Source organism: Massilia sp. UMI-21 (assembly GCA_015277795.1).
Taxonomy (GTDB): domain Bacteria; phylum Pseudomonadota; class Gammaproteobacteria; order Burkholderiales; family Burkholderiaceae_D; genus Telluria.
The window spans coordinates 3,991,401-4,012,451 of sequence record CP063848.1; the positions used below are offsets into that span (position 1 = coordinate 3,991,401).

General features: G+C 67.4%; 18 protein-coding genes. 11 read left to right on the forward strand and 7 right to left on the reverse strand.

The genetic code is table 11. The features are described from left to right. The first annotated feature begins 20 nt into the window (after window positions 1-20). The 5 genes from acnA (at window position 21) to IM543_17625 (ending at window position 7,379) form a co-directional block, all read left to right on the forward strand. Window positions 21-2,729 carry an aconitate hydratase AcnA gene (gene acnA / locus IM543_17605; GenBank protein ID QOY93359.1) on the forward strand — a complete coding sequence of 903 codons (2,709 nt, stop codon included), beginning with the start codon at window positions 21-23 and terminating at the stop codon, window positions 2,727-2,729. Window positions 2,730-2,865: 136 nt separating this feature from the next. Beyond that, window positions 2,866-4,074 carry an ABC transporter substrate-binding protein gene (locus IM543_17610; protein QOY93360.1) on the forward strand — a complete coding sequence of 403 codons (1,209 nt, stop codon included), beginning with the start codon at window positions 2,866-2,868 and terminating at the stop codon, window positions 4,072-4,074. 2 nt (window positions 4,075-4,076) lie between these two features. Further along, a complete protein-coding gene (locus tag IM543_17615) occupies window positions 4,077-6,200 on the forward strand; it encodes a hybrid sensor histidine kinase/response regulator (protein QOY93361.1) in 2,124 nt (707 codons plus the stop codon). A 122-nt stretch (window positions 6,201-6,322) separates the two neighbouring features. Beyond that, the gene (locus IM543_17620) at window positions 6,323-7,084 is read left to right on the forward strand and encodes a glucose 1-dehydrogenase (GenBank protein QOY93362.1); all 762 of its coding nucleotides are present in this window, start codon (window positions 6,323-6,325) and stop codon (window positions 7,082-7,084) included. Window positions 7,085-7,232: 148 nt separating this feature from the next. Next, a complete protein-coding gene (locus IM543_17625) occupies window positions 7,233-7,379 on the forward strand; it encodes a lmo0937 family membrane protein (protein QOY93363.1) in 147 nt (48 codons plus the stop codon). Window positions 7,380-7,448: 69 nt separating this feature from the next. Here the strand turns inward: IM543_17625 and IM543_17630 are convergent, their stop codons facing one another. Next, window positions 7,449-8,132, reverse strand: a complete 684-nt coding sequence (locus tag IM543_17630) for a Fe2+-dependent dioxygenase (protein QOY93364.1) — start codon at window positions 8,130-8,132, stop codon at window positions 7,449-7,451. A gap of 300 nt (window positions 8,133-8,432) precedes the next feature. Between IM543_17630 and IM543_17635 the strand changes: the two genes are divergently transcribed. Both IM543_17635 and IM543_17640 read left to right on the forward strand, forming a co-directional pair. Next, on the forward strand, window positions 8,433-9,686 hold the full coding sequence (locus IM543_17635; protein QOY93365.1) for a DUF2863 family protein: 1,254 nt from the start codon (window positions 8,433-8,435) through the stop codon (window positions 9,684-9,686). 140 nt (window positions 9,687-9,826) lie between these two features. Then, window positions 9,827-10,594 (forward strand): prolyl oligopeptidase family serine peptidase, encoded by a 768-nt coding sequence (locus IM543_17640; protein QOY93366.1) that lies wholly within the window; start codon window positions 9,827-9,829, stop codon window positions 10,592-10,594. Between the two features lie 99 nt (window positions 10,595-10,693). On the opposite strand, the gene IM543_17645 is transcribed toward IM543_17640, so the two are convergent. From IM543_17645 to IM543_17670, 6 genes are all read right to left on the reverse strand, one after another. Beyond that, on the reverse strand, window positions 10,694-12,949 hold the full coding sequence (locus tag IM543_17645) for a catecholate siderophore receptor Fiu (protein ID QOY93367.1): 2,256 nt from the start codon (window positions 12,947-12,949) through the stop codon (window positions 10,694-10,696). 246 nt (window positions 12,950-13,195) lie between these two features. Then, entirely contained in the window at window positions 13,196-14,377 is a 1,182-nt protein-coding gene (locus IM543_17650) for a serine hydrolase (GenBank protein QOY93368.1), read from the reverse strand. Beyond that, window positions 14,374-14,847: a CYTH domain-containing protein gene (locus IM543_17655; protein QOY93369.1), complete on the reverse strand. Its 474-nt coding sequence runs from the start codon at window positions 14,845-14,847 to the stop codon at window positions 14,374-14,376. Before IM543_17655 ends, IM543_17650 begins: the two co-directional genes overlap by 4 nt. 9 nt (window positions 14,848-14,856) lie before the next feature. Further along, on the reverse strand, window positions 14,857-15,978 hold the full coding sequence (locus IM543_17660; GenBank protein QOY93370.1) for a hypothetical protein: 1,122 nt from the start codon (window positions 15,976-15,978) through the stop codon (window positions 14,857-14,859). A 97-nt stretch (window positions 15,979-16,075) separates the two neighbouring features. After that, window positions 16,076-16,441, reverse strand: coding sequence for a hypothetical protein (locus IM543_17665; protein ID QOY93371.1), 366 nt, complete (start codon window positions 16,439-16,441; stop codon window positions 16,076-16,078). Between the two features lie 197 nt (window positions 16,442-16,638). Then, window positions 16,639-16,947 carry a hypothetical protein gene (locus IM543_17670; protein ID QOY93372.1) on the reverse strand — a complete coding sequence of 103 codons (309 nt, stop codon included), beginning with the start codon at window positions 16,945-16,947 and terminating at the stop codon, window positions 16,639-16,641. A 329-nt stretch (window positions 16,948-17,276) separates the two neighbouring features. Between IM543_17670 and IM543_17675 the strand changes: the two genes are divergently transcribed. From IM543_17675 to IM543_17690, 4 genes are all read left to right on the forward strand, one after another. Continuing rightward, the gene (locus IM543_17675) at window positions 17,277-17,954 is read left to right on the forward strand and encodes a hypothetical protein (protein ID QOY93373.1); all 678 of its coding nucleotides are present in this window, start codon (window positions 17,277-17,279) and stop codon (window positions 17,952-17,954) included. After that, complete coding sequence (locus IM543_17680; protein QOY93374.1) at window positions 17,951-18,283, forward strand: hypothetical protein; 333 nt, start codon at window positions 17,951-17,953, stop codon at window positions 18,281-18,283. The genes IM543_17675 and IM543_17680 overlap by 4 nt, the downstream gene beginning before the upstream one ends. 262 nt (window positions 18,284-18,545) lie before the next feature. Beyond that, window positions 18,546-19,544 (forward strand): glycosyltransferase, encoded by a 999-nt coding sequence (locus IM543_17685; protein ID QOY93375.1) that lies wholly within the window; start codon window positions 18,546-18,548, stop codon window positions 19,542-19,544. A gap of 7 nt (window positions 19,545-19,551) precedes the next feature. Continuing rightward, window positions 19,552-21,036 (forward strand): glycosyltransferase, encoded by a 1,485-nt coding sequence (locus IM543_17690; GenBank protein ID QOY93376.1) that lies wholly within the window; start codon window positions 19,552-19,554, stop codon window positions 21,034-21,036. Window positions 21,037-21,051 lie beyond the last annotated feature (15 nt).

The window sequence follows — 21,051 nt, forward strand, 5'->3', positions numbered from 1 at the left end:
TCCCCACTGAAGGAGAGATCATGTCTCGCAACACCCTGAACACACTGAAGGAATTCCCGGCGGGCGCCGGCCAGACCGGCCAGTACTACTCGCTGCCGGCCCTGGGCGAAGCCCTCGGTGTGAACCTGTCGCGCCTGCCGGTGTCGATCCGTATCGTCCTCGAGTCCGTCCTGCGCAACTGCGACGGCAAGAAGGTCACCGAAGAACACATCAGGCAGCTCGCCAACTGGGGCGCCACCGCCGAGCGCACCGACGAGATCCCGTTCGTCGTGGCCCGCGTGGTGCTGCAGGACTTCACCGGCGTGCCGCTGCTGGCCGACCTGGCCGCGATGCGCAACGTCGCCGCCAAGACCGGCGCCGATCCGAAGAAGATCGAGCCGCTGGTGCCGGTCGACCTGGTGGTCGACCACTCGGTCACCATCGACCATTTCCGCGAGCCGGGCGCGCTGGACCTGAACATGAAGCTGGAATTCCAGCGCAACAACGAGCGCTACCAGTTCATGAAGTGGGGCATGCAGGCCTTCGACACCTTCGGCGTCGTGCCGCCGGGCTTCGGCATCGTGCACCAGGTGAACCTGGAATACCTGGCGCGCGGCGTCATGAAGCAAGGCGACGTGTTCTACCCGGACACCCTGGTGGGCACCGACTCGCACACCACCATGATCAACGGCGTCGGCGTGGTCGGCTGGGGCGTGGGCGGCATCGAAGCCGAGGCGGGCATGCTGGGCCAGCCGGTCTACTTCCTGACCCCGGACGTCATCGGCGTCAACCTGAAAGGCAAGCTGCGCGAAGGCTGCACCGCGACCGACCTGGTGCTGACGGTCACCGAAATGCTGCGCCATGAAAAAGTCGTCGGCAAGTTCGTCGAGTTCTTCGGCGCCGGCACCCGCTCGCTGTCGACCACCGACCGCGCCACCATCGCCAACATGGCCCCGGAATACGGCGCCACCATGGGCTTCTTCCCGGTCGACGAAGCCACCGTCGACTACTTCCGCGGCACCGGCCGCACCGAAGAAGAACTGGCTGCCTTCGAGAACTACTACAAGGCCCAGGGCATGTTCGGCATCCCGCAGGAAGGCGAGATCGAATACACCCGCGTGGTGGAACTGGACCTGTCGACCGTGACCCCGTCGCTGGCCGGCCCGAAGCGCCCGCAGGACCGTATCGAACTGGGCCACGTGAAGAACACCTTCACCGAGCTGTTCAGCAAGCCGACCACCCAGAACGGCTTCAACAAGAAGCCGGACGACCTGCACCACGTCTACCAGACCAGCAACGGCGTGCGCGTGAAGAACGGCGACGTCCTGATCGCCGCCATCACCTCGTGCACCAACACCTCGAACCCGAGCGTGCTGCTGGCCGCCGGCCTGCTGGCCAAGAAGGCGGTCGAGCGCGGCCTCACCGTGGCGCCGCACATCAAGTCCTCGCTGGCCCCCGGCTCGCGCGTGGTCACCGAGTACCTGACCGCCGCCGGCCTGCTGCCCTACCTGGACAAGCTGGGCTTCGGCGTGACCGCCTACGGCTGCACCACCTGCATCGGCAACGCCGGCGACCTGACCCCGGAACTGAACGCCACGATCGTCGAGAACGACATCGTCGCCTCGGCCGTCCTGTCGGGCAACCGTAACTTCGAAGCGCGTATCCACCCGAACATCCGTTCGAACTTCCTGGCCTCGCCGCCGCTGGTCGTGGCCTACGCCATCGCCGGCAACATGACGAAGGACCTGATGAGCGAGCCGCTGGGCAAGGACCAGAACGGCGTCGACGTCTACCTGGGCGATGTCTGGCCGACTTCGCAGGAAGTGGGCGAGCTGATGCGCCTGGCGATGAACTCCGAGGTCTACCGCAAGAACTACGCCGACGTGAAGGGCAACCCGGGCGAACTGTGGCAGCGCGTGTCGTCGACCGAAGGCCAGGTCTACAACTGGCCCGAATCGACCTACATCGCCGAGCCGCCGTTCTTCGCCGACTTCGAGATGACCCCGAAAGCCGCCGCCACCGGCATCACCGGCGCGCGCGCGCTGGGCGTGTTCGGCGACTCGATCACCACCGACCACATCTCGCCGGCCGGTTCGATCAAGGAAGACGGTCCGGCAGGCCGCTGGCTGAAGGACCACGGCGTCCTGAAGGCCGACTTCAACTCCTACGGCTCGCGCCGCGGCAACCACGAGATCATGATGCGCGGCACCTTCGCCAACGTGCGCATCAAGAACAAGATGATTCCGCCGAAGGCGGACGGTTCGGCGGTCGAAGGCGGCATCACCATCCACCAGCCGACCGGCGAACAGCTGTCGATCTACGACGCGGCGATGAAGTACGTGGCGGAAGGCACCCCGACCATGATCTTCGGCGGCGAAGAGTACGGCACCGGCTCGTCGCGCGACTGGGCCGCCAAGGGCACCCAGCTGCTGGGCGTGAAGGCCGTGGTCGTGCGTTCGTACGAGCGTATCCACCGCTCGAACCTGGTGGGCATGGGCGTGCTGCCGCTGCAGTTCATCGGCAACGACAGCGTCGAAAGCCTGGGCATCACCGGCAAGGAAACCTACGACCTGAAGGGCCTGGAAGGCGAGATCAAGCCGCAACAGCTGGCCACCCTGGTGATCCACCGTGAAAACGGCGAATCGCAGGAAGTGCAAGTGCTGCTGCGTATCGACACCCCGATCGAAGTCGACTACTACAAGCATGGCGGCATCCTGCCGTTCGTGCTGCGCCAGCTGCTGGCTGCCTGAGCCTGAGCGCTGAGCGAAGGGCCGGGATCCGCAAGGGTCCCGGCCTTTTTTCGGCCCGGCGCCGCTTGCCGTGTATCGGGACGACATCTCGGCTTGTTGACGTTTACAATGCTGGATTGTTTCTTTCAAGACAGATATGCAGAACCCGACCATCCACCGTTTCCGCAGTGCGCTTGCCGGCATCCTGGCAAGCACACTCCTCCTTGTCGCGTGCCCGCTCATCGCCAGGGCCGCGCCGCTGCCGGTACGGGTCGGCCTCGATGCCGAATTCGGCCTGGATAACAGCACCTCGGCCCAGGCCGTCGAACTGGGGCTGCGCACGGCCATCGCCGAGATCAACCGCAGCGGCGGGCTGCTGGGCGGCAGGCCTGTCGAGCTTGTTACCCGGGACCACCGCTCGATCCCGGCCCGCGGCATCCGCAATATCGAAGAGTTTGCGCGCATGCCCGAACTCGTGGCCGTGTTCGGCGGCCGCTTCAGCCCCGTCATCATCGAAGAGCTGCCGGTCCTGAAAGCGACCAGAACCCTGTTCCTGGCGCCATGGTCGTCGGCCGACGGCATCATCGACAACGGCATGCGGCCCAACTACGTGTTCCGCCTGTCGCTGCGGGACAGCCTGGCGATGCCCAAGCTGCTGCAGACGGCGAGCAAGCGCGGTCTGCGGCGGGTCGGCCTGCTGCTGACGAATACCTCCTGGGGGCGCAGCAACCTGGCGGCCGCCGAAAAATTCGCTGCCGCAAACAAGAACATCACGATCGTGCAGACCGCCTGGTACAACTGGCGCGACCAGACCCTGGTCGCCAGGTACCAGGCCTTGCGCAACGCCGGCGCCGAGGCCATCGTCCTGGTGGCCAACGACGATGAAGCGGCGGTCCTGGTGCGCGAAGTGGCCGCCCTGCCGAAGGCCGAGCATGTGCCGATCCTGAGCCACTGGGGCGTGACCGGCGGCGAGTTCGTGCGGCAGGCGGGACCCGCCCTGAACAAGGTCGACTTCTCGGTCGTCCAGACCTTCTCGTTTTTCCAGGCCGACAAGAAGCCGCTCGCGCGCTTCATGGCCAGCCTGGCGACCGTGTCGCCCATCCGCAGGATCGAGGACATCGACGGTCCGGTGGGCGTGGCCCATGCCTACGACCTGATGCATATTCTCGCCAACGCGATCCGGCAGGCCGGCAGCACCGACCGCAAGGCCGTGCGCGACGCCCTGGAACGGCTGCGCACGCACCGCGGGCTGGTGAAGACCTATGCTCCGCCGTTCACCCCGGCCCGCCACGAGGCGCTGGGCACGCGCGAACTGCTGATCGCCCGCTACCGCGCGGACGGCGTGCTCGTACCCAGCGACGACTGATCATGAGGCTGTGGTCGCCATCCCGGGCTGCGAGCCTGACGCAACGTTTCGCCCTCGCCTCGGCGATCCTGGCCGCTACCGCCGTGCTGCTGGTGGTGGCGGCGTCGTTCTGGCTGGTCGATCGCCAGCACGCCTCCGCGGTCGCGCTGCTGCAGCAGCGCGATGCCGCCTTCAACGCGAGAACCGTCAGCAATACCCTCGCCACGCTGATCTCGCGCATGGACGAGGTGGCGAACAGCCCGATCCTGGCCACCGGCCTGGTCGACAGCGCCGGCCGGGAAACCTACCTGGCGCCCTTCCTTGGCGGCCTGCGCCAGATCAACGGGATTCCGGTGCAGGTGCTGTTCACCGACTTCGAAGGCAAGCCGGTCGCCGGCAACGGCCTCGAGCGCTTCGACCAGGAAGAACTCGCCTGGCTGCGCGCGCGCATCGACCAGGGCGTGGAGAGCACCGCCATCTTCGGGCCGCCCGACGAGGCGGAACTGGTTGGCGTCAGCCTGCTGCGCTATTCGCGTACCAATACCCCCGAAGGCGCGCTGGTCTACAAGCTCAGGATACAGGACCTGCATCCCGCGGCGACGGCCGGCCTGACGTGGAAGGGACAGGCCCCGCCCGCGCCGACGCTGCGCACCCTGGAGATGCCGGTCAAGGTCCCTGCCCGGCTCCAGCATCTGGGCCTGAGGCTGCGCATGGATGCCGCCGCGCCCGGCCGGATCCTGAAGACGCCCTGGTCCCAGTTCGGCCTGATCGGCGGCATCGCCGTCCTGATTGCCGCGCTGGTGTTCCTGCTCGGATCGCGCCTGTCGCTGGGCCTGACCCAGGACCTGCGCAAGCTCGAGCGTTTCGCCGGCAGGCTCGGCGAAGGAGGCATCGACGCGCAGCGCGCCGAACTGGCCGGCAGCAGCGAAACGGTCACCCTCGCGCGCTCGATCAACCAGATGCTCGACCGGCTGCAGAAGCAGCGCGAGCATCTGCAACGGGAGCACCAGCGCAAGGACGAGTTCCTGGCGATGCTGGCGCACGAGCTGCGCAACCCGCTTGCACCGATCAGCAGCGCGGCGCAGCTCTTGCGCATGTTCTTCGCCAAGGAGCCCCGCGTCAGGCAGGCCAGCGAAGTCATTTCCCGCCAGGTCGCGCACATGACGCACCTCGTCGACGACCTGCTGGACGTGTCGCGCGTGACGCGCGGCCTGGTCACCATCGAGAAGGCCGACATCGAACTGGGCGCCGTGCTGCGCGAAGCCGTCGAGCAGGTCGCCCCCGTCATCGAGTCACGGCGGCAGCGCCTGGTGCTGGACGGCGCCGACGATCCCCTGCCCGTGCGCGGCGACCGTACCCGGCTGATCCAGGTGGTGGCCAACCTGCTCAACAACGGCGCCAAGTACACGCCCGAAGGCGGCGAATTACGGGTCTCGCTGCGGCGCCAGGACCGGAACGCGATCCTGCAGGTGCGCGACAACGGCATCGGCATCGGACCCGACCTGCTGCCGGTCGTGTTCGACCTGTTTACGCAGGGCCAGCGCACGCCCGACCGTGCGCAGGGCGGACTGGGGCTGGGCCTGGCCCTGGTGAAGAAGCTGGTCGAGCTGCATGACGGCAGCGTCGAGGCGCACAGCGACGGCGCCGGCCAGGGCAGCACCTTCACCATCCGCCTGCCGCTGCTGCCGCAGCTGGCGCAGTTGCCGGATAGCCGCGACGGGGCCGTTCCCGGCGCTGCCGCCACCGGCGACGCCGCCGCTGCCCCTGCGCGCGCCATCCTGGTCGTGGACGACAACGTGGACGCGGCCAACACCCTGGCCATGGTGCTGCGGGCCGCCGGCCACCGGGTCAGGAGCGAACACTCGGCCCGGGCCGCGCTGGAGGCGGCCGCGCAGGAAGACTTCGAACTGATCCTGCTCGACATCGGCTTGCCGGACATGAGCGGGCATGCGCTGGCCGGCGCCCTGAAGCGCCATCCGCGCAGTGCCGGCGCCACCCTGGTCGCCGTCAGCGGCTACGGCCAGGAGCAGGACCGCCGGATGTCGCGCGAGGCCGGCTTCGCGGCACACCTGGTCAAGCCGGTGGCGGCGGACGCACTGCTCGCCACCCTGGCCGACGCGGCGAGGCAGGACACGGCCGGCGAGTGAGCCGGACGCCCGCGCCTGCAAGGCAGCATCGAAAAACCGCCTTCGCCTGCCTGTGCTATGGTCTTGAAGACAAGCCGTGGACAGGATGCGCTGTCCCGATGGCCGACACCAAAGGAGAAGCAATGAACCGTTTCAAGGAAAAAGTCGTACTCGTCACGGGTGCCGCTTCCGGCATCGGCCTGGCGGCCGCGCGCCGCTTTCTCGATGAAGGCGCGCGCGTCGTGATGCTCGATATCGACCAGGCCAGCCTGCAAGAAGTTGCCTCGGCACTCCCGCAAGACCGCGTGCTGGTGCAGGTCGGCGATACCGCCGACCAGGCCACCGCGGCCAAGGCGGTCGAGGCCGCCGTCGCGCGCTTCGGCGGCCTGCATGTGCTGGTCAACAACGCCGGCGTGGCGACCGAGGGCGACATCCTGCAGACCAGCGAGGACGACTTCGAACGCGTTATGGCGGTCAATGTCGGCGGCTACTTTCACATGGCCAAGGCGGCGCTGCCCGAACTCGTCAAGACAGGCGGCTCGGTCGTGATGACCTCGTCCGTGTCGGGCCTGGGCGGCGACTGGAATACCTTCGCCTACAACACCTCGAAGGGCGCGGTCACCAACATGGTGCGCGCAATGGCGCTGGATGCGGGCAAGGATGGCGTGCGGGTGAACGCGGTCAATCCGAGCTTCACCAAGACCGGCATGACCGAGGACATGCTGAAAGACCCGGAACTGGTCGCCAAGTTCAAGGAACGCATGCCGCTCGGCGCACCCGAGGATCCGGAGGGCGTGGCGGCGGCGATCGCGTTCCTGGCAAGCAGCGATGCGCGCCTGATCACCGGCGTCAACCTGCCGGTGGATGCGGGGGTCACCGCCTCCAACGGACAGCCGCCCATGTAGGGGGGCCGGGTCGGCGACGAGAAATTATCTTTAAAACAAGCGTTCTGTACGGCTACGCACCGAGCAAACGGGCCGCGCGGTGGATGATGGGTCATCGGGAAAGCAGGCAGCCCCCTTGCCTGCACCCTCATCCCAAGCGGAGGCTCACATGCTCTATACCATTGCTGTCATTCTTCTCGTCCTGTGGCTGATCGGCCTGGCTACCTCGGTAGCCGGCGGACTGATCCACATTCTGCTGGTCGCCGCGGTCGTGGTCATCCTGATCCGCCTGTTCACCGGCAAAAAAGTGCTCTGACGCGCGACACCGTGACGCGCCGAGCCGGAATCCCCAGGGATTCCGGCTTTCTGCTTTCTGCCAGGACGATCACAGCTCCGCCCACATCCTGAGCAGGTTGTGATAATGCCCGGTGACGCCTACCGTCGCCTCGCTCTCGCCGTAGGCCGCCCGCAGCTTCTGGATATTCGTGTCCAGTTCGAACAGCAGGCCGCGCCTGGCGTCGTCGCGCACCATGCTCTGGGTCCACAGGAAGGACGCCACCCGCTCCCCGCGCGTGACCGGCAGCACCTGGTGCACGCTTCCCGACGGATAGACGATCGCATCGCCCGCCGGCAACTTGACCTCGTGAGTGCCATACGCGTCCACCACCACCAGTTCGCCGCCGTCGTAGTCTTCCGGGTCGCTCAGGAACACCGTGGTCGATACATCCGCCCGCACCGGCGCCAGGCCGCCCCGCTGCGCCCGCACCGCCCCGTCCACGTGCAGACCGTAGTGCTCGCCCCCGCCGTAGGCATTGAAGTAAGGCGCCAGGATGCGCAGCGGCAGCACGCTCGAAAAGAACAGCGGATTGTTCATCAGCGCCGTGCTCACCACCTGCCCCAGCTCGACCGCCAGGGGCGAGCCTTCCCTGAGCTGGCGGTTGCGCTTGACCTGGGCGCCCTGCGCACCGACGCTTTCGCGTCCGTCCACCCATTCCGGCGCGCCTTGCAAGCGGGCGCGGATAGCGGCGACCTGCTCGCGCGTGAGCACGCCAGTGATGTGCAGCATCATGATGTGAATCCTCTCGACAGAAAAAAGCCCTCCGGATCGTTTCGGGGGGCGAAGTCCGCTTGCCCGGCGGGGCTGGTACGCGCAAAGGGGCGCAGCCCGGGGCCACATACCTGCGTTCGCCTCATGCAAAATAAATGAGAACGATTCGCATTATGATTTCTGTCCGGCCGTTTGGCAAGCGGTGCTTCCATGAAGCATGACAGCCTAGTGTTCGTGACCCGTGGCCGAATCAACTACAATACCGGAGATATGGGTTTATCATGACCTTGACCACCATTTGAAAAAGAGACCCCTAGCCCCATGCGTCGTCCTTCCAAAGATTCAAGCCCTAAACTTTCCGCCGAAAGCCAGCGTCTCGTCAGCATCGCGCAAGCCATCATGCAGGCCGCCAGCCGCGTCGAGGAACGGACCTGGGAGCACCAACTGGACACGCAACTGCAGAAGCTGCTCAAGACCAACCACCAGGACAGCATCGACGCCGCGCTGAACGCCCTGTTCAGGGACGACCTCGCCTCGTACGACGTGCTCATGGATGCGGTGGAGGCGGTCAGCGAATCGGCCACCATGGTCGAGCAGCAGGACGGCGGCGACCTCACCTGGCAGGCCCTGCTGGTGGCCGCGCCGGTGCTCGCCTGGACCCGCTTCAACATCGCCTCGGGCACCATCCCGGCGGAGATACTGGGCACGCTGCAGGCGCACTTCTCGGCGCACCTGCTGGCCGAGGGCACCCGCATCGCGATGGCGCCGACCCTGTACTCGATCGACCAGTTGCCGCGCTCGCATGCCGAGACCTACGCGCTGACCCACAAGCTGGCAGCCAGCGCGCACAAGGGCGGCACGGTCAAGCCCGCTGCGCGCGTGGAAGAAACCGCCCCCTTCCTGGCCGACACCCGCTACCTGCTGGTGGCGGTCGTCGCACCGCAGGGTGCACCGATGTTCCGCTGGCAAGAGCCGCAGCACCACATCGGTTTTGCCGAGGAGCGTAACCGCGCGCTGGAGCAGTGGCGCGCCCAGGGCAGCGCCAACATCGCGCGCCTACTGCCGGGCTGCGGCGTCGAACTGCTGCTGCCGGAAGCCTATTACGTGGCCTGCCGCGAAGCCGACAAGCTGATCCGCCCAATCTCGATCCGTGCCGCCGTCCACTACCTGACCCACACGCTGGACGTCGAACCCTCGGACCTGCGCGCCGTGATCGCCGGCTTCGGCGAAGAGTCGGCCGACATCCAGATCGACGAATACCGGGTCTCGTTCACGATGCGCCAGGACAGCGACGTCATGTACGGCATCGTCTGGCCGCTGTACGGCCAGGAAGACGAGACCGGCACGCCGATGGAAGGCCCGTTCGCCGCCGGCCCCGCTCCGCTGACCCCGCTCAACGAGATCGTCGCCCACCTGAACGAGGCCGGCATCGCTCACGTCAAGCGCATCAACGAGCGCTACGTCGCCGAATACTGCGACGATTGCGGCGCCCCGCTGTTCGCCGATCCGACGGGCGAACTGGTGCACGCCGAGATGCCGGAAGACACCCCGGCCGGCACCGAGCACTTCCACTGACAGGCGCTCCCGCATCACCCGCGCGGGCGGTTCCAGCCCGCGCGGCGCTTCCCCCGCCCCTGCTCCTTCCCTGATCTTGCCGTTCGCGCATTCGGCCGTGCTACAGTTGCCGGATACTCAACACGCCAGGAGATCGCCGCATGCCCAGTCCCTCCATTCGCCCCGCCATTCGTCCTGCCTTTGGCATTGCCCTCGGCCTTGCCCTCACAGCGCTTGGCCTGTGCACTGCCGGCGTCGTGCATGCCGCCGCACAGAAGCCCGTCGCGCCCTCTCCGCAGCAAGCGCGCAGCACCGCCATCGAGGGGAAAATCCGCTACCTGCGCTTCCTGCCGAAGACCTACTCGGCCAAGGGCGACAAGGTGCCGCTGATCGTGTTCCTGCACGGCTCCGGCGAACGCGGCACCGACCTGGACAAGGTCAAGGCCTGGGGCCCGCCGGCCATCGTCGAGAAGGACCCGGACTTCCCCTTCATGGTGGTGTCGCCCCAGGTTGCCGATGGCGAATGGTGGGACGCTTACCGCCTCAAGGCCATGCTCGACGACGTCCTCGCACGCTACAACGTCGACCGCAAGCGCGTCTACCTGACCGGCATCAGCATGGGCGGCTACGGCGCCTGGGATTTCGCCTCGCGCTACCCGGACTATTTCGCCGCCGTTGCGCCGATCTGCGGCGGCGGCATCCCGCGCCTGGCCGGCCGCCTGAAGGAGGTTCCGGTCTGGGCCTTCCACGGCCTGAAGGACGACGCGGTGCCGGAACAGGAATCGGCACGCATGGTGGAAGCCCTCGAGGCCGCGGGCGGCAAGGTGCGCTACACGGTCTTGCCCGAAGCCGGCCACATCGCGGCATGGGTGCATGCCTATGGCGAGGCCGGCCTGTTCGACTGGTTTGCGCAGCAGCGCCGCGACTGAGCAGGACGATATCGTCGAGCATTTCCCCTTACCCCGCGATTGGTCGACACGGAGAAGTAGCCAGCCGATCGGCGAAGCCGGACAGGCAAGCCGGAGCGCTTAGAAGCGTACGTTCGCCGTCAGGCTGGCCGAACGCGGCGCCCCGGGCGTGTAGCGATAGCCGCTCTTGTTGATGCTGGCCACGTAGCGTTCGTCGGCCAGGTTGTACACGTTCAGGCGCAGGTCGACGTTCGGGCTGAGGCGATACGAGGCCATGGCATCGAACACCCAGTACGACTCGGTGAAGCTTGGGGTGCCGACCGCGCCGTCGGTGCCGCGCTTGAGCGCGTCGCTGAAGCGGGCGCCGCCGCCGATCTTGAAGTCGGGCGTGACGTCATACGCGGTCCACAAGGTGAACGAGGACTTGGGCGTATAGCTCAGCACGTTCTCGCCGCCCGCGGTCACGACGCGCCCTGCTTCCACGCTGGTATCCATGTACAGGTAGCCTGCGCTCACCAGCCAGTTGGCGGCCAGCGCACCGGTGGCGCCCAGCTCGATGCCCTGCACGCGCTTCTTGCCGGTCTGGTACCACTGGAGGTCGACCGGATCCTGCTCGACTTCGTTCTTCACGTCGGTGCGGAACAGGGCCGCCGACAGCGCCAGCTTCTGGCGCAGCAGGTCCAGCTTGCCGCCCAGTTCGGTGGTCCTGGTTTCCTGCGCATCGTAGATCGGGTTCTGGGCGTTGTTGACCCGATCCGACACCGCCAGATTCGAGCCCGGCGGCAGCTTCGAACTGGCCACCATGGCATACACGCTGCTGTTCGCGCTCGGCTTGTACAGCAGCGAAGCCTTGCCGTTGACCAGCGTGTCGCCGACGCTGTAACGGGTCGGCACCAGCACCTTGTCGCTCAGCGCCACCACGTTGTAGTCGCCGCGGAAGCGGTCCAGGCGGACGCCGCCGTTGAAGATCCAGCGCTCGCCGAACTTGATGGTATCGAAGGCGTACAGGCTCTGGGTGTCGATGTCGCCTTCGTTGAAGGCGCCGTTGCGGGTCGGGGCCAGGCCACTGACCGGATCGCGCGGGTTCGGGCGGTACAGGTTGGCCGCCGGCAGCGTGCCGGTACCGCTGCGGCCATGGCTGACCTGGGTTTCGTTGACGAATTCCAGGCCGGTGACGAGGGTGTGGCGCAGGCTGCCGGTGGCAAAGTCGGCGGTCAAGGTGGTCTGGTTGGTCAGGATCCTGTTTTCCTGGTCCTTCACGGTACGGATGCTGCGCGCCACGGTCCAGCTGGAGGGGTCGCCCGGCACCGGCGTCTCGAAGGTCGGGGTACGGGTGAGCCAGGCGGTCAGCAGGTAGTCCTGCCGGGTGCGTCCGTAACGGCTCACGTTGCTCAGGCGAAGGTCTGGCGTGAATGCGTGCTCGATGCGCACGGTTGCCATGTCGGCCTCGATGCGGTCGTAGTCGCTGTCCGAACCGTAGAAGTTCTGCGGATCGACCGGCGCCGCACTGCTCAGGAAAGGACGGGTCGCGTCGGGGGTGCTGTAGCCCGGCAGCCCGATGGTCGGCACGCCGCCGTCCGGCACGTTGTCCTGGTCCACGTGCAGGTAATCCAGGTGCACCTGGGTCGGGCCGTTCAGGCCGAAGCCCAGGCTCGGCGCCACCGCCCAGCGCTTGTTCTCGACCACGTCGCGGCCCGGGCTGCCGGCATCCTGGGCCATCACGTTCAGGCGCAGCGCAATGCCGCGCTCGGCGTTCAGCACCGTGTTCAGGTCGCCGGTCACGCGCTTCTGCGAAGCACTGCCGCCGGTCAGCGAGGCACTGGCGGCGGACGTCATGCGGGCCTTCTTGGTGACCAGGTTGACCGAACCGGTGGGCGAGCCGCGCCCGGTGTCGGTGCCGGCCGGCCCCTTGAGGACGTCGATCTGCTCGAGGTTGAACACATCGCGCGAGACCGACCCGACGTCGCGCACGCCGTCGACGAAGATGCTGCCCGAGGTGTCGAAGCCGCGCATGAAGATCGCGTCGCCGGTGTTGGTATTGCCGTTCTCGCCCAGGAAGAAGGCGCCGACGCCGGGCGTATTGCGCAGGGCGTCGGTGAGGGTCAGCGCGCCCTGCTGCTCGAACAATTCCTTCTTGATGACCTGGACCGTTTGCGCGGTGTCGACCAGCTTTTCGGTGTATTTCGGCGACGATGCATGCTCGGCCTTGAAAGCATTCTCGGCCTTGCCGACGATCTCGACCTTCGACGCCGGCGCCAGCTCGAGCGCCGCAGCATCCACCTCGACCGCCTGCGCCGCGATCGGCAGCAGGGCCGCCACCAGGGCGCTGCCGACGACACGGGATTGGGGATGTTTGCGGCTTGTTATTGGTTTCATACGAAGCATTCCTTGCAGTCAAAGTGGGAAGAACTCATCAATGAAAGGAATTGTAAAGAAAAGGCAAAGAAATGTAAACGCGAATTGTTCTCATTATCGTTAAGGTTCCGATCGACGAAGTCGCGGGCGCGAGGCGAGCGCAGGCACGGCGCGCGAGCGTCGTGCCTGAATATATCGGGGAAACGGGGGGGCAGCGCGGCAGGCGCTGCGGCAGGAAGCAGCGCGGTCAGGCGCTGCCGCAGGACCTCAGCGCGGCAGGCTGGCGATGACCCTGGTGGCGAACTCGGCAGGGTTGCCGGCGTGCCAGCGCCACACGATCACGAGATCGTGCTCGGGCGAGACCAGGATGGTGTTGCTGCCCGCGCCCAGTGCGGCGTAGGCGGTGACGGGCAGGCCCGGCAGGTTCTTGCCCTTGGTATTGAGCCACCAGAGGTAGCCGTAGTCCGGGCCGTGGCTGCTGGGCGCGAGCGCGGCCTTGACATAGGACGGCGCCAGGATCTGCCTGCCGTTCCAGTTGCCGCCGCGCAGCCAGAGGTAGCCGAAGCGGGCCATGTCCCAGGAATTGATCCACATGCCGCCGCCCCAGCGCGTGCCGCCGCTGACCGATGCCACTTGTTTGCCGTCCAGTTCGACGTAGCTGTTGTGGTAAGGGACCCACTTCCAGCTGTTCGAGGCGCCGATCGGGTCCATCACTTCCTGCGCGAACACGTCGGGCACCGGTTGGCCGAACACCCGCAGCAGCGACAGCGCGAAGCGGTTGATGCGCACGTCGTTGTACTCGTAGAGGCCGCCCGGCGCCCGTAGCGCACGCGGCTTGCGCTCGCCGGCGCCGAAGTCCGACCGGCCGATGAAGTCGGCATTCTTGCCCCACAGGCTGCCCTGCCACTCCGACTCCTGCTGCAGGTGGTGTTGCCAGGTCACGCGCGCGTTCTGCGCCGACGCATAGCCGCCGTCCTGGACGCGCTTGCCCACCGGCTCGTCCAGTACGATGCGGCCCTCGCGCACGGCCACGCCGGCCACCGTGGACAGCATGCTCTTGGCCACCGAATAGGTCGGGTCGACGGACTGCGTGTCGCCGAACTCGGCCACCACATGGCCTTTGTAGATCACCAGCCCGTTGGTGCCGGCACGTCTGGTGGGCATCGAGCCCAGGCGGGTGCCGAAGGTGCTTTCCTGGTCCGAGAAGTCGGCCGCGCGGGCGGTTTCGTGCGACTGGGCGAACTGCACCGCGGCGGCCAGGGCCGCCGGATCGATGCCGAGCTCGGCGGGCGACTTGCGGTCCCATGCGCCGGCCGGGGGGAAGTAGGCGGACGGCGCAGCTGCAGCTGCAGCGGCAGCGGCAGCGCCGGCCACGCCCGGCAGCAGCGCGCCCAGGCACAGGGCCAGGAGGGTACGACGTGAAACAGGGATGCGAGAAACAGGGGTCATGGATGGGTCCACTGCGAATAGGGTAGACGGATCAGGCTGGAGTTGTAGTAGCGCTTGTCGCCGGTGACTTCCCGGCCGATCCAGTCGGGCTTGGCAAATGGCGTTTCCTCGGACGGCAGCTCGATCTCGGCCACGACCAGGCCGGCGTTCTCGCCCAGGAACTCGTCGACTTCCCAGGTGAAGCCCGCGTGCCGGATGCGACGCCGGTATTTTTCGACCAGCGGACGCTCGCACAGGCGGTCGAGCAGTTCCTGCGCTTCAGGCAGCGGAATCGGATACTCCCACTCGCCGCGAGTCGCGCCCTGGTTCTTGCCCTTGATGGTGAGCAGGCCCTGGACGCCCTCGATGCGCACGCGCACGGTGCGCATCGGATCGGTGCACAGGTAGCCCTGGCGCAGCAGGATCGGGGCGCCGAGCCGGCGCCAGCCGTCGCCCGCCAGGAGGAACTTGCGCTCGATCTCGACGCCCATGCCCGCGCCTCAGTCCAGCGTCTGCAGGATCGGCTGCAGGATCGCCGCACCGAGCGCCGCGCTGCGGGCGCCGTTCCAGCCGGTGTGCGGGTCGGGCAGCTTGGCGTTGTCCTTGAACGGCATTTCCAGCGTCAGCGACAGGCACTTGAAGGTGTGGCCGATGTACTTCGAGGCCAGGGTCAGGAGCTCCTCGTTATACTTGCTGGCCGCATAGCCGTGTTCGTTCTGGAAGTCCGGGCTGGCCGCCATGTAGCGCTCGATGAACGCGTTCTGGGTGGCCAGGCGCTCGGGAGTGAAATCGGCCAGCATCTCGCTGCCGGCCACGAAGTTGTAGGGCAGCGCCTCGTCGCCGTGGATGTCGAAGAACATGTCGACCCCCAGCTCGTGGATCTTGTTCTTCACGCACAGCACTTCCGGGCTGCGCTCGGCCGAGGGCGTCATCCACTCGCGGTTCAGGTTGGCCCCGGCCGCGTTGGTGCGCAGGTTGCCGCGCACCGAGCCGTCCGGGTTCATGTTCGGCACGATGTAGAACACCGCGCGGGTGAGCAGCTTGCGCGCCACCGGGTTGGCGCTGTCCAGCAGCGCATCCATCATGCCCTCGACGAACCATTCGGCCATGGTCTCGCCCGGATGCTGGCGCGCGATCACCCAGATCTTCTTTTCCGCCTGCGGGTTGCCGATCACGACCAGGTTCATGTCGCGGCCGTCGACCGTGGTGCCGATGTCGTGCACGCGCGCGATCGGATTCTCGGCCACTTCACCCAGCAGGCGCAGGTGGCGTTCCCAGGTGTAGGGCTCGAAGTAGGCGTAATAGATGCTGTCGAGTTCAGGCGTGTGATTGATCGTCATCACCTGGCCGTCGAAGCTGGTCGGCACGCGGAACCAGTTCTCGGTGTCGTAGCTGGCGGCGACCTGGTAGTCCTCGAAGCCCTTCGGGTAGGTGGCCTGGCCGGCGTTCAGGATGCGGATCGCGCAGGCCTGGCCGCGCGCGCCCTGCAGGCGGAAGTGGAACCACTGGTGGATGTCGGCGTGCGAATCCTTGCGCAGGTTCAGGTCGATGGCCTTGGGGCCGTCGGTACGGAGGACCTCGATCGCGCCCGAGTCGAAGGTCTGGCTGATTTTGATGGGCATGGCGGAATCCTTCAATGTCCGTTCGGGAGAACGCATCTTACTGGTAATGCGTGGCGTCATGCAGGGGCCGGCGCGGGCTGCGCACGGCCGGCCTGGCTTACTGCGCGTCGAGGTCGATCAGGTCCTTGGTGTACATCGCCATGACCTGGCGCATCAGTTCGACGTTGCCGCGGTCCAGCACGACGGTCAGGTCTTCCTTGCTGTCGAGGGCGAAATGCATGCGCAGCGCGCCGGGCATTTCCTTGCACTGTACATACTGGGCGCGCGGGGTGTGCGGATTGTCCCAATCCTGCTGCGTGATCTGCGGCGGCGGCGGCGGCGCAACGAGGTTCGGATCCCGGTTCACCGGCAGGTGCTTCAGCAGCCAGAACACGATGGAGGCCGGCACATAGATGCTCAGGTCGCTGGCGCCCTTGTTGGAGAACTTGACCAACAAGAGATTGCCGACGCGATCGCAGGACATGGACATGCTCTTGACTTGACGAATTACCGCAGGTTTCACGACGATATTCCTAGGGAAAAAAGGTTGAAAAAGGCGCAGCGATTCTACCCCATCCCATCGCCGCGTTGTGTGGTATCAAAAAACAAAACGGGGAGCTTGCGCTCCCCATTGTGTATTGCAGGTCCGCTCCCGCCCTGCAGGAGCCCCGTCCGGCGTCCTTACTCTTTCGAGCCGCGGCCGCCTTGCGAGTTGCGGCCGCCCTTGCTGGAGGCGGCGCGCGAGGGACCACCCGAGCCGGCGTTGGCCGACTGGCGGTTGCCGTGGCTCATGCTGCCGGCACGGCGGGCTTCTTCCGAAGTGAACTCGTGGGCCGTGCCCTTGGCATGGGCGGCCTTGCCGCCCTGGCTGGCGATTTCGCGCTGTCGGGCAGGGTCCATCGAAGCGAAGCCACGGTTGCGGGTGCCGCTGCTCTGGCTATTGCCACCCTGGTTGCTGCCCTGCTTGTTACCTTGATTACTTGAGGCCATGATCATCTTCTCCCTTGTACGCTTTCTGAACCGCCGCGTCCTGCGGCAGGCTTGTTGCCGATCAAACCGAAGCCCGATGAGTGACCAGCGAAATCATCTTAGGTAGCACTGATGAATGCCGGTATAGGACGCTTTCAGATGACTTTGTAGGACTTCACGCGACAGAAAATGCATTAACGAAAGTGTACTTCCGGTGGTCAACAAACCCTTCGGTAAACGTCCTACAAGTCCCCCCTACGTCTTCCTATACTGTGTTCATGTGACAGCGCGCATCATGGCAACATATGCGGAGATTGTGCTGCCGCACCGATACAGCGAAAGGAGTCGACATGGACGCGAACCAACGCAGCGAACTGAATAACCAGACCGATAACGGCGCCAACGAGAAGTGGATGCCCGGCGCCAAGGGCAATACCGGGTCGGGCCCCCTGGACCACACCTATCCGCAGGGGCGCGACGACCAGGACGTGATCCGCGGCGAGAACCAGATGCATCCGACGCCGGACCCGTCGCGCATGGACCAGCAGGAAGTCGCGGCCGAGGACGGCGGGCGCGCCGACTTCGAGACCACCCTGCCGGGCCCGGTGCCCGACGACCTGCCGGGCGGCTCGCTGCAGAGCCAGCAGACCGGCGGTTCGGGACCGCAGCAGGGCATCACCGACAGCCACCAGCGCCAGATGGAACAGCACTCGGGCGCCTGGGGCCTGCTGGAGCAGCCCGTCGGCCACCGCGACAAGCACTCGGGCACCGACGTGCGCGTCCACCCGGCCAGCCAGCAGGGCCATACCGAGGCCTCCCAGGCGATGAACCCGCACGACGCACGCCAAGCCGAGCTGCAGGGCGGCTCGCTGGGGCGCCACCACGACGTGCCGGCGGGCACCGCCCAGCCGCGCGGCACGACCGCCCAGGGCGGCTACGGCAACAGCCAGCGCGACACCGACAAGGGCCAGGGCACCGGCATGGCGATCGGCCCGCACGAGACGAACCAGCAAAGGAGGGAGCAATGAGCGACCAAGCGAAACCGAACCTGCAGTCGAGCACGGACCGCCAGGGTTCGCAGACCGGATCCGACGAGACCGCCGGCAAGGGCGAGGCCGGCCGCGCCGAACTGCACAAGTCGAACTACTCGGCCGGGGGGCTGCCGCGCAGTCCCGGCAACAGCGGTCCGCGCAACGAGGACGAGAGCTGGAAGCCGGGCCAGAGCATGCAGGATGTCTCGAATCCGGTGCACCAGTCGAACGACGCGGCCGGCGGACTGCCGAAGAGCCCGGCCGGCGCCAACCGCCTGGCGGGCGACCGCAAGATGGACGACGACACGGGTTTTTCGCGTCAATAAGCGCCTGAACAAGCGCCTGAACAAGCGCGTAGGCAAGCGCGCAAGCAAGCCGCAGGCGAAGCTTGCATCCAGGAGGCGGGCGGCACTGCCGCCCGTCTCCGCTTCCGGCGCCGGCCACGCCCGCATCCGGGCCGAACATTGATCCACCTCCAAGCAGCCAGTCCCTGACGGAACCCAGCCGTTCCCGTACGACTCCAACCGCACTCAACACGTCCCGTCGTCCGCACGTCGCGGTGGCGGCACATGTGACTGGAGACGAGACATGCCTGCAACGACGGATGACGCAAGGATCGAGGTTTCGGTGGTGGTGCCCGCCTGTGGCCGCATGGACCTGCTCGACCGCTGCCTGGACGCCCTGATGCGCCAGCAGTTCGACCCGCATCGCTACGAGATCGTCGTCGTCGACGACGAGCCCAACCACAACACCCTGCACCTGGTCGCCGGCTGGCGCACCCGCACCCTCGAGCGCGGGCCGCGCCTGTCCTACGTCGCCAACCCCGGGCCGGTCGGGCCGGCCTCGTCCCGCAACCGCGGCTGGCGCGCGGCGCGCGGCGCCATCCTCGCCTTCACGACCGACGATGCCGTGCCGGAACCCGGCTGGCTGGCCGAGGGCATGGCCGCCTTCGGCGACGACGTCGAAGTCGTCTGCGGACGCATCCGGACGCCGGTGCCGGCGCGTCCCACCGAGTCCCAGCGCCGCGCCCACATCCACCAGGAAGCCGACTTCACCAGCGCCAGCTGCTTCTTCCGCAAGGCGGTCCTGGCCCGCCTCGACGGCTTCGACGAACGCTTCAGCGTGCCGCGCGGCAGCGATGCCGACATGTATTTCCGGCTGCTCGAACACGGCGTCGCCATCGTATGCGCGCCGCGCGCGCTCGTGGTCCACCCGGTGCGGCCGGTCCCCTGGGGCGCGAGCCTGCTGCAGATCCGCCACGCGGTCTTCGACGCCCTGCTCTACAAGAAGCACCCCGCACTGTACCGCCAGAAGGTCGAGCCGCACCCGCGCTGGGACCACTATGCCATCGTCGGCGTGCTCCTGCTGGCGCTGGCGGGCCTGCTGGCCGGGCTGCCGGTGCTCGCGGGCCTGGCCTTCGGCGTCTGGCTGCTGCTGACCGGCCGCCTGTGCGCGCACCGGCTGCGCGGCGTGGCGCACACGCCGGCGCACGTGGCCGAGATCGTGTTCACCTCGGCGCTGCTGCCGCCGCTGGCCGTGTTCTGGCGCCTGACCGGCGCGGTGCGCTACCGTGTCCGTTTCGCATGAGGCCGCCATGCGCCGACTGAAAGTCCCCAGCTCCCGCACTTACGCCGGACACTGCAGCGCGACCGTGCACGGCGTCACCGGCCATGCCGCGACCGACCTGCACGCCTCGATTGGCCACACACAGGCCTTGCTCGACGATCGGGCGCCGGCCCGACCGCTTGCGCCCGCGCCGCTGCCCCCGCATGCCGCCGGCGCCGGCACGCGCCGCCGCATCGCGCTCATCAGCGACCATGCCTCGCCGCTGGCCGTGACCGGCAGCGGCGATTGCGCCGATTGCGTCGATTGCGGCGGCCAGAACGTCTACGTGGCCCAGCTCGCCCGCGAACTGGCGCGCGCCGGGCACCTGGTCGATGTCTTCACGCGCCGCGACGCCCCTGGGCAGCGCCCGGTCCTGGACTGGCTCGAGAACGTGCGCGTCATCCACGTGCCGGCCGGGCCGCCGCGCTACGTGCCGAAAGAGCAGATGCTGCCCCATGTCGATGCGTTTTCGCGCCATGTCACCCGCTTCGCGCGGCGCCAGCCGGCCCCCTACGACATCGTGCACGCGAATTTCTTCATGTCGGGCATGGTGGCCCAGCACCTGAAGGCGACGCTCGGGCTGCCCTTCGTGATCACCTTCCATGCGCTGGGCCGGGTGCGCCGGCTGGCGCAGGGCACGGCCGACACCTTCCCGATCGCCCGCATGCGCATCGAGGCGGCGCTGATGCGCGCGGCCGACCGTGTCATCGCCGAATGCCCGCAAGACCGTCACGACATGGAGCGTCTCTACGGCGCCCCGCTGTCGCGCATTGCGATCACGCCCTGCGGCTTCTCGCCCGACGAACTGTGGCCGGTGCCGATGCCTGAAGCCCGCGCCCGCCTGGGGCTCGACCCGGAGCGCTTCGTCGTGCTCCAGCTCGGGCGCATGGTGCCGCGCAAGGGCGTCGACACCGTCATCCAGGGCGTCGCCATGCTGCGCCACCGCTACGGGGTCGACGCCCAGCTGATCGTGGTCGGCGGCGCCCCCGGCGGCGCCGGTCGTCCCGGCGACAGCGTCGAACTGGCGCGCCTGCGCAGTGTCGCGGCCGACCACGGCATTGGCGCGCACGTGCGCTTCACCGGCCAGCAGCCGCGCGCCCTGCTGCGCGACTGGTACAGCGCCGCCAACGTCTTCGCCAGCACGCCCTGGTACGAACCCTTCGGCATCACGCCGGTGGAGGCCATGGCCTGCGCCCGTCCGGTGGTCGGCGCCGAGGTCGGCGGCATCAAGAGCACGGTCAACGACGGCACGACCGGCTTCCTGATTCCCTCGCGCGACCCGGCGGCGCTGGCGGACCGGCTGGCGCGCCTGCAGCGCCATCCCGAACTGGCGCGCGCGATGGGCGAGGCCGGGCGCCGCCGCGCCTGCGAACACTACACCTGGCGCCAGGTGGCCATCCAGCTGGCGGCCATCTACGCCGACGTGCTGGACATCGCCCGGCCGGCGGCCCCATCGATCATTTTTCCTAGCTGAGCCTACCCGAGGAGC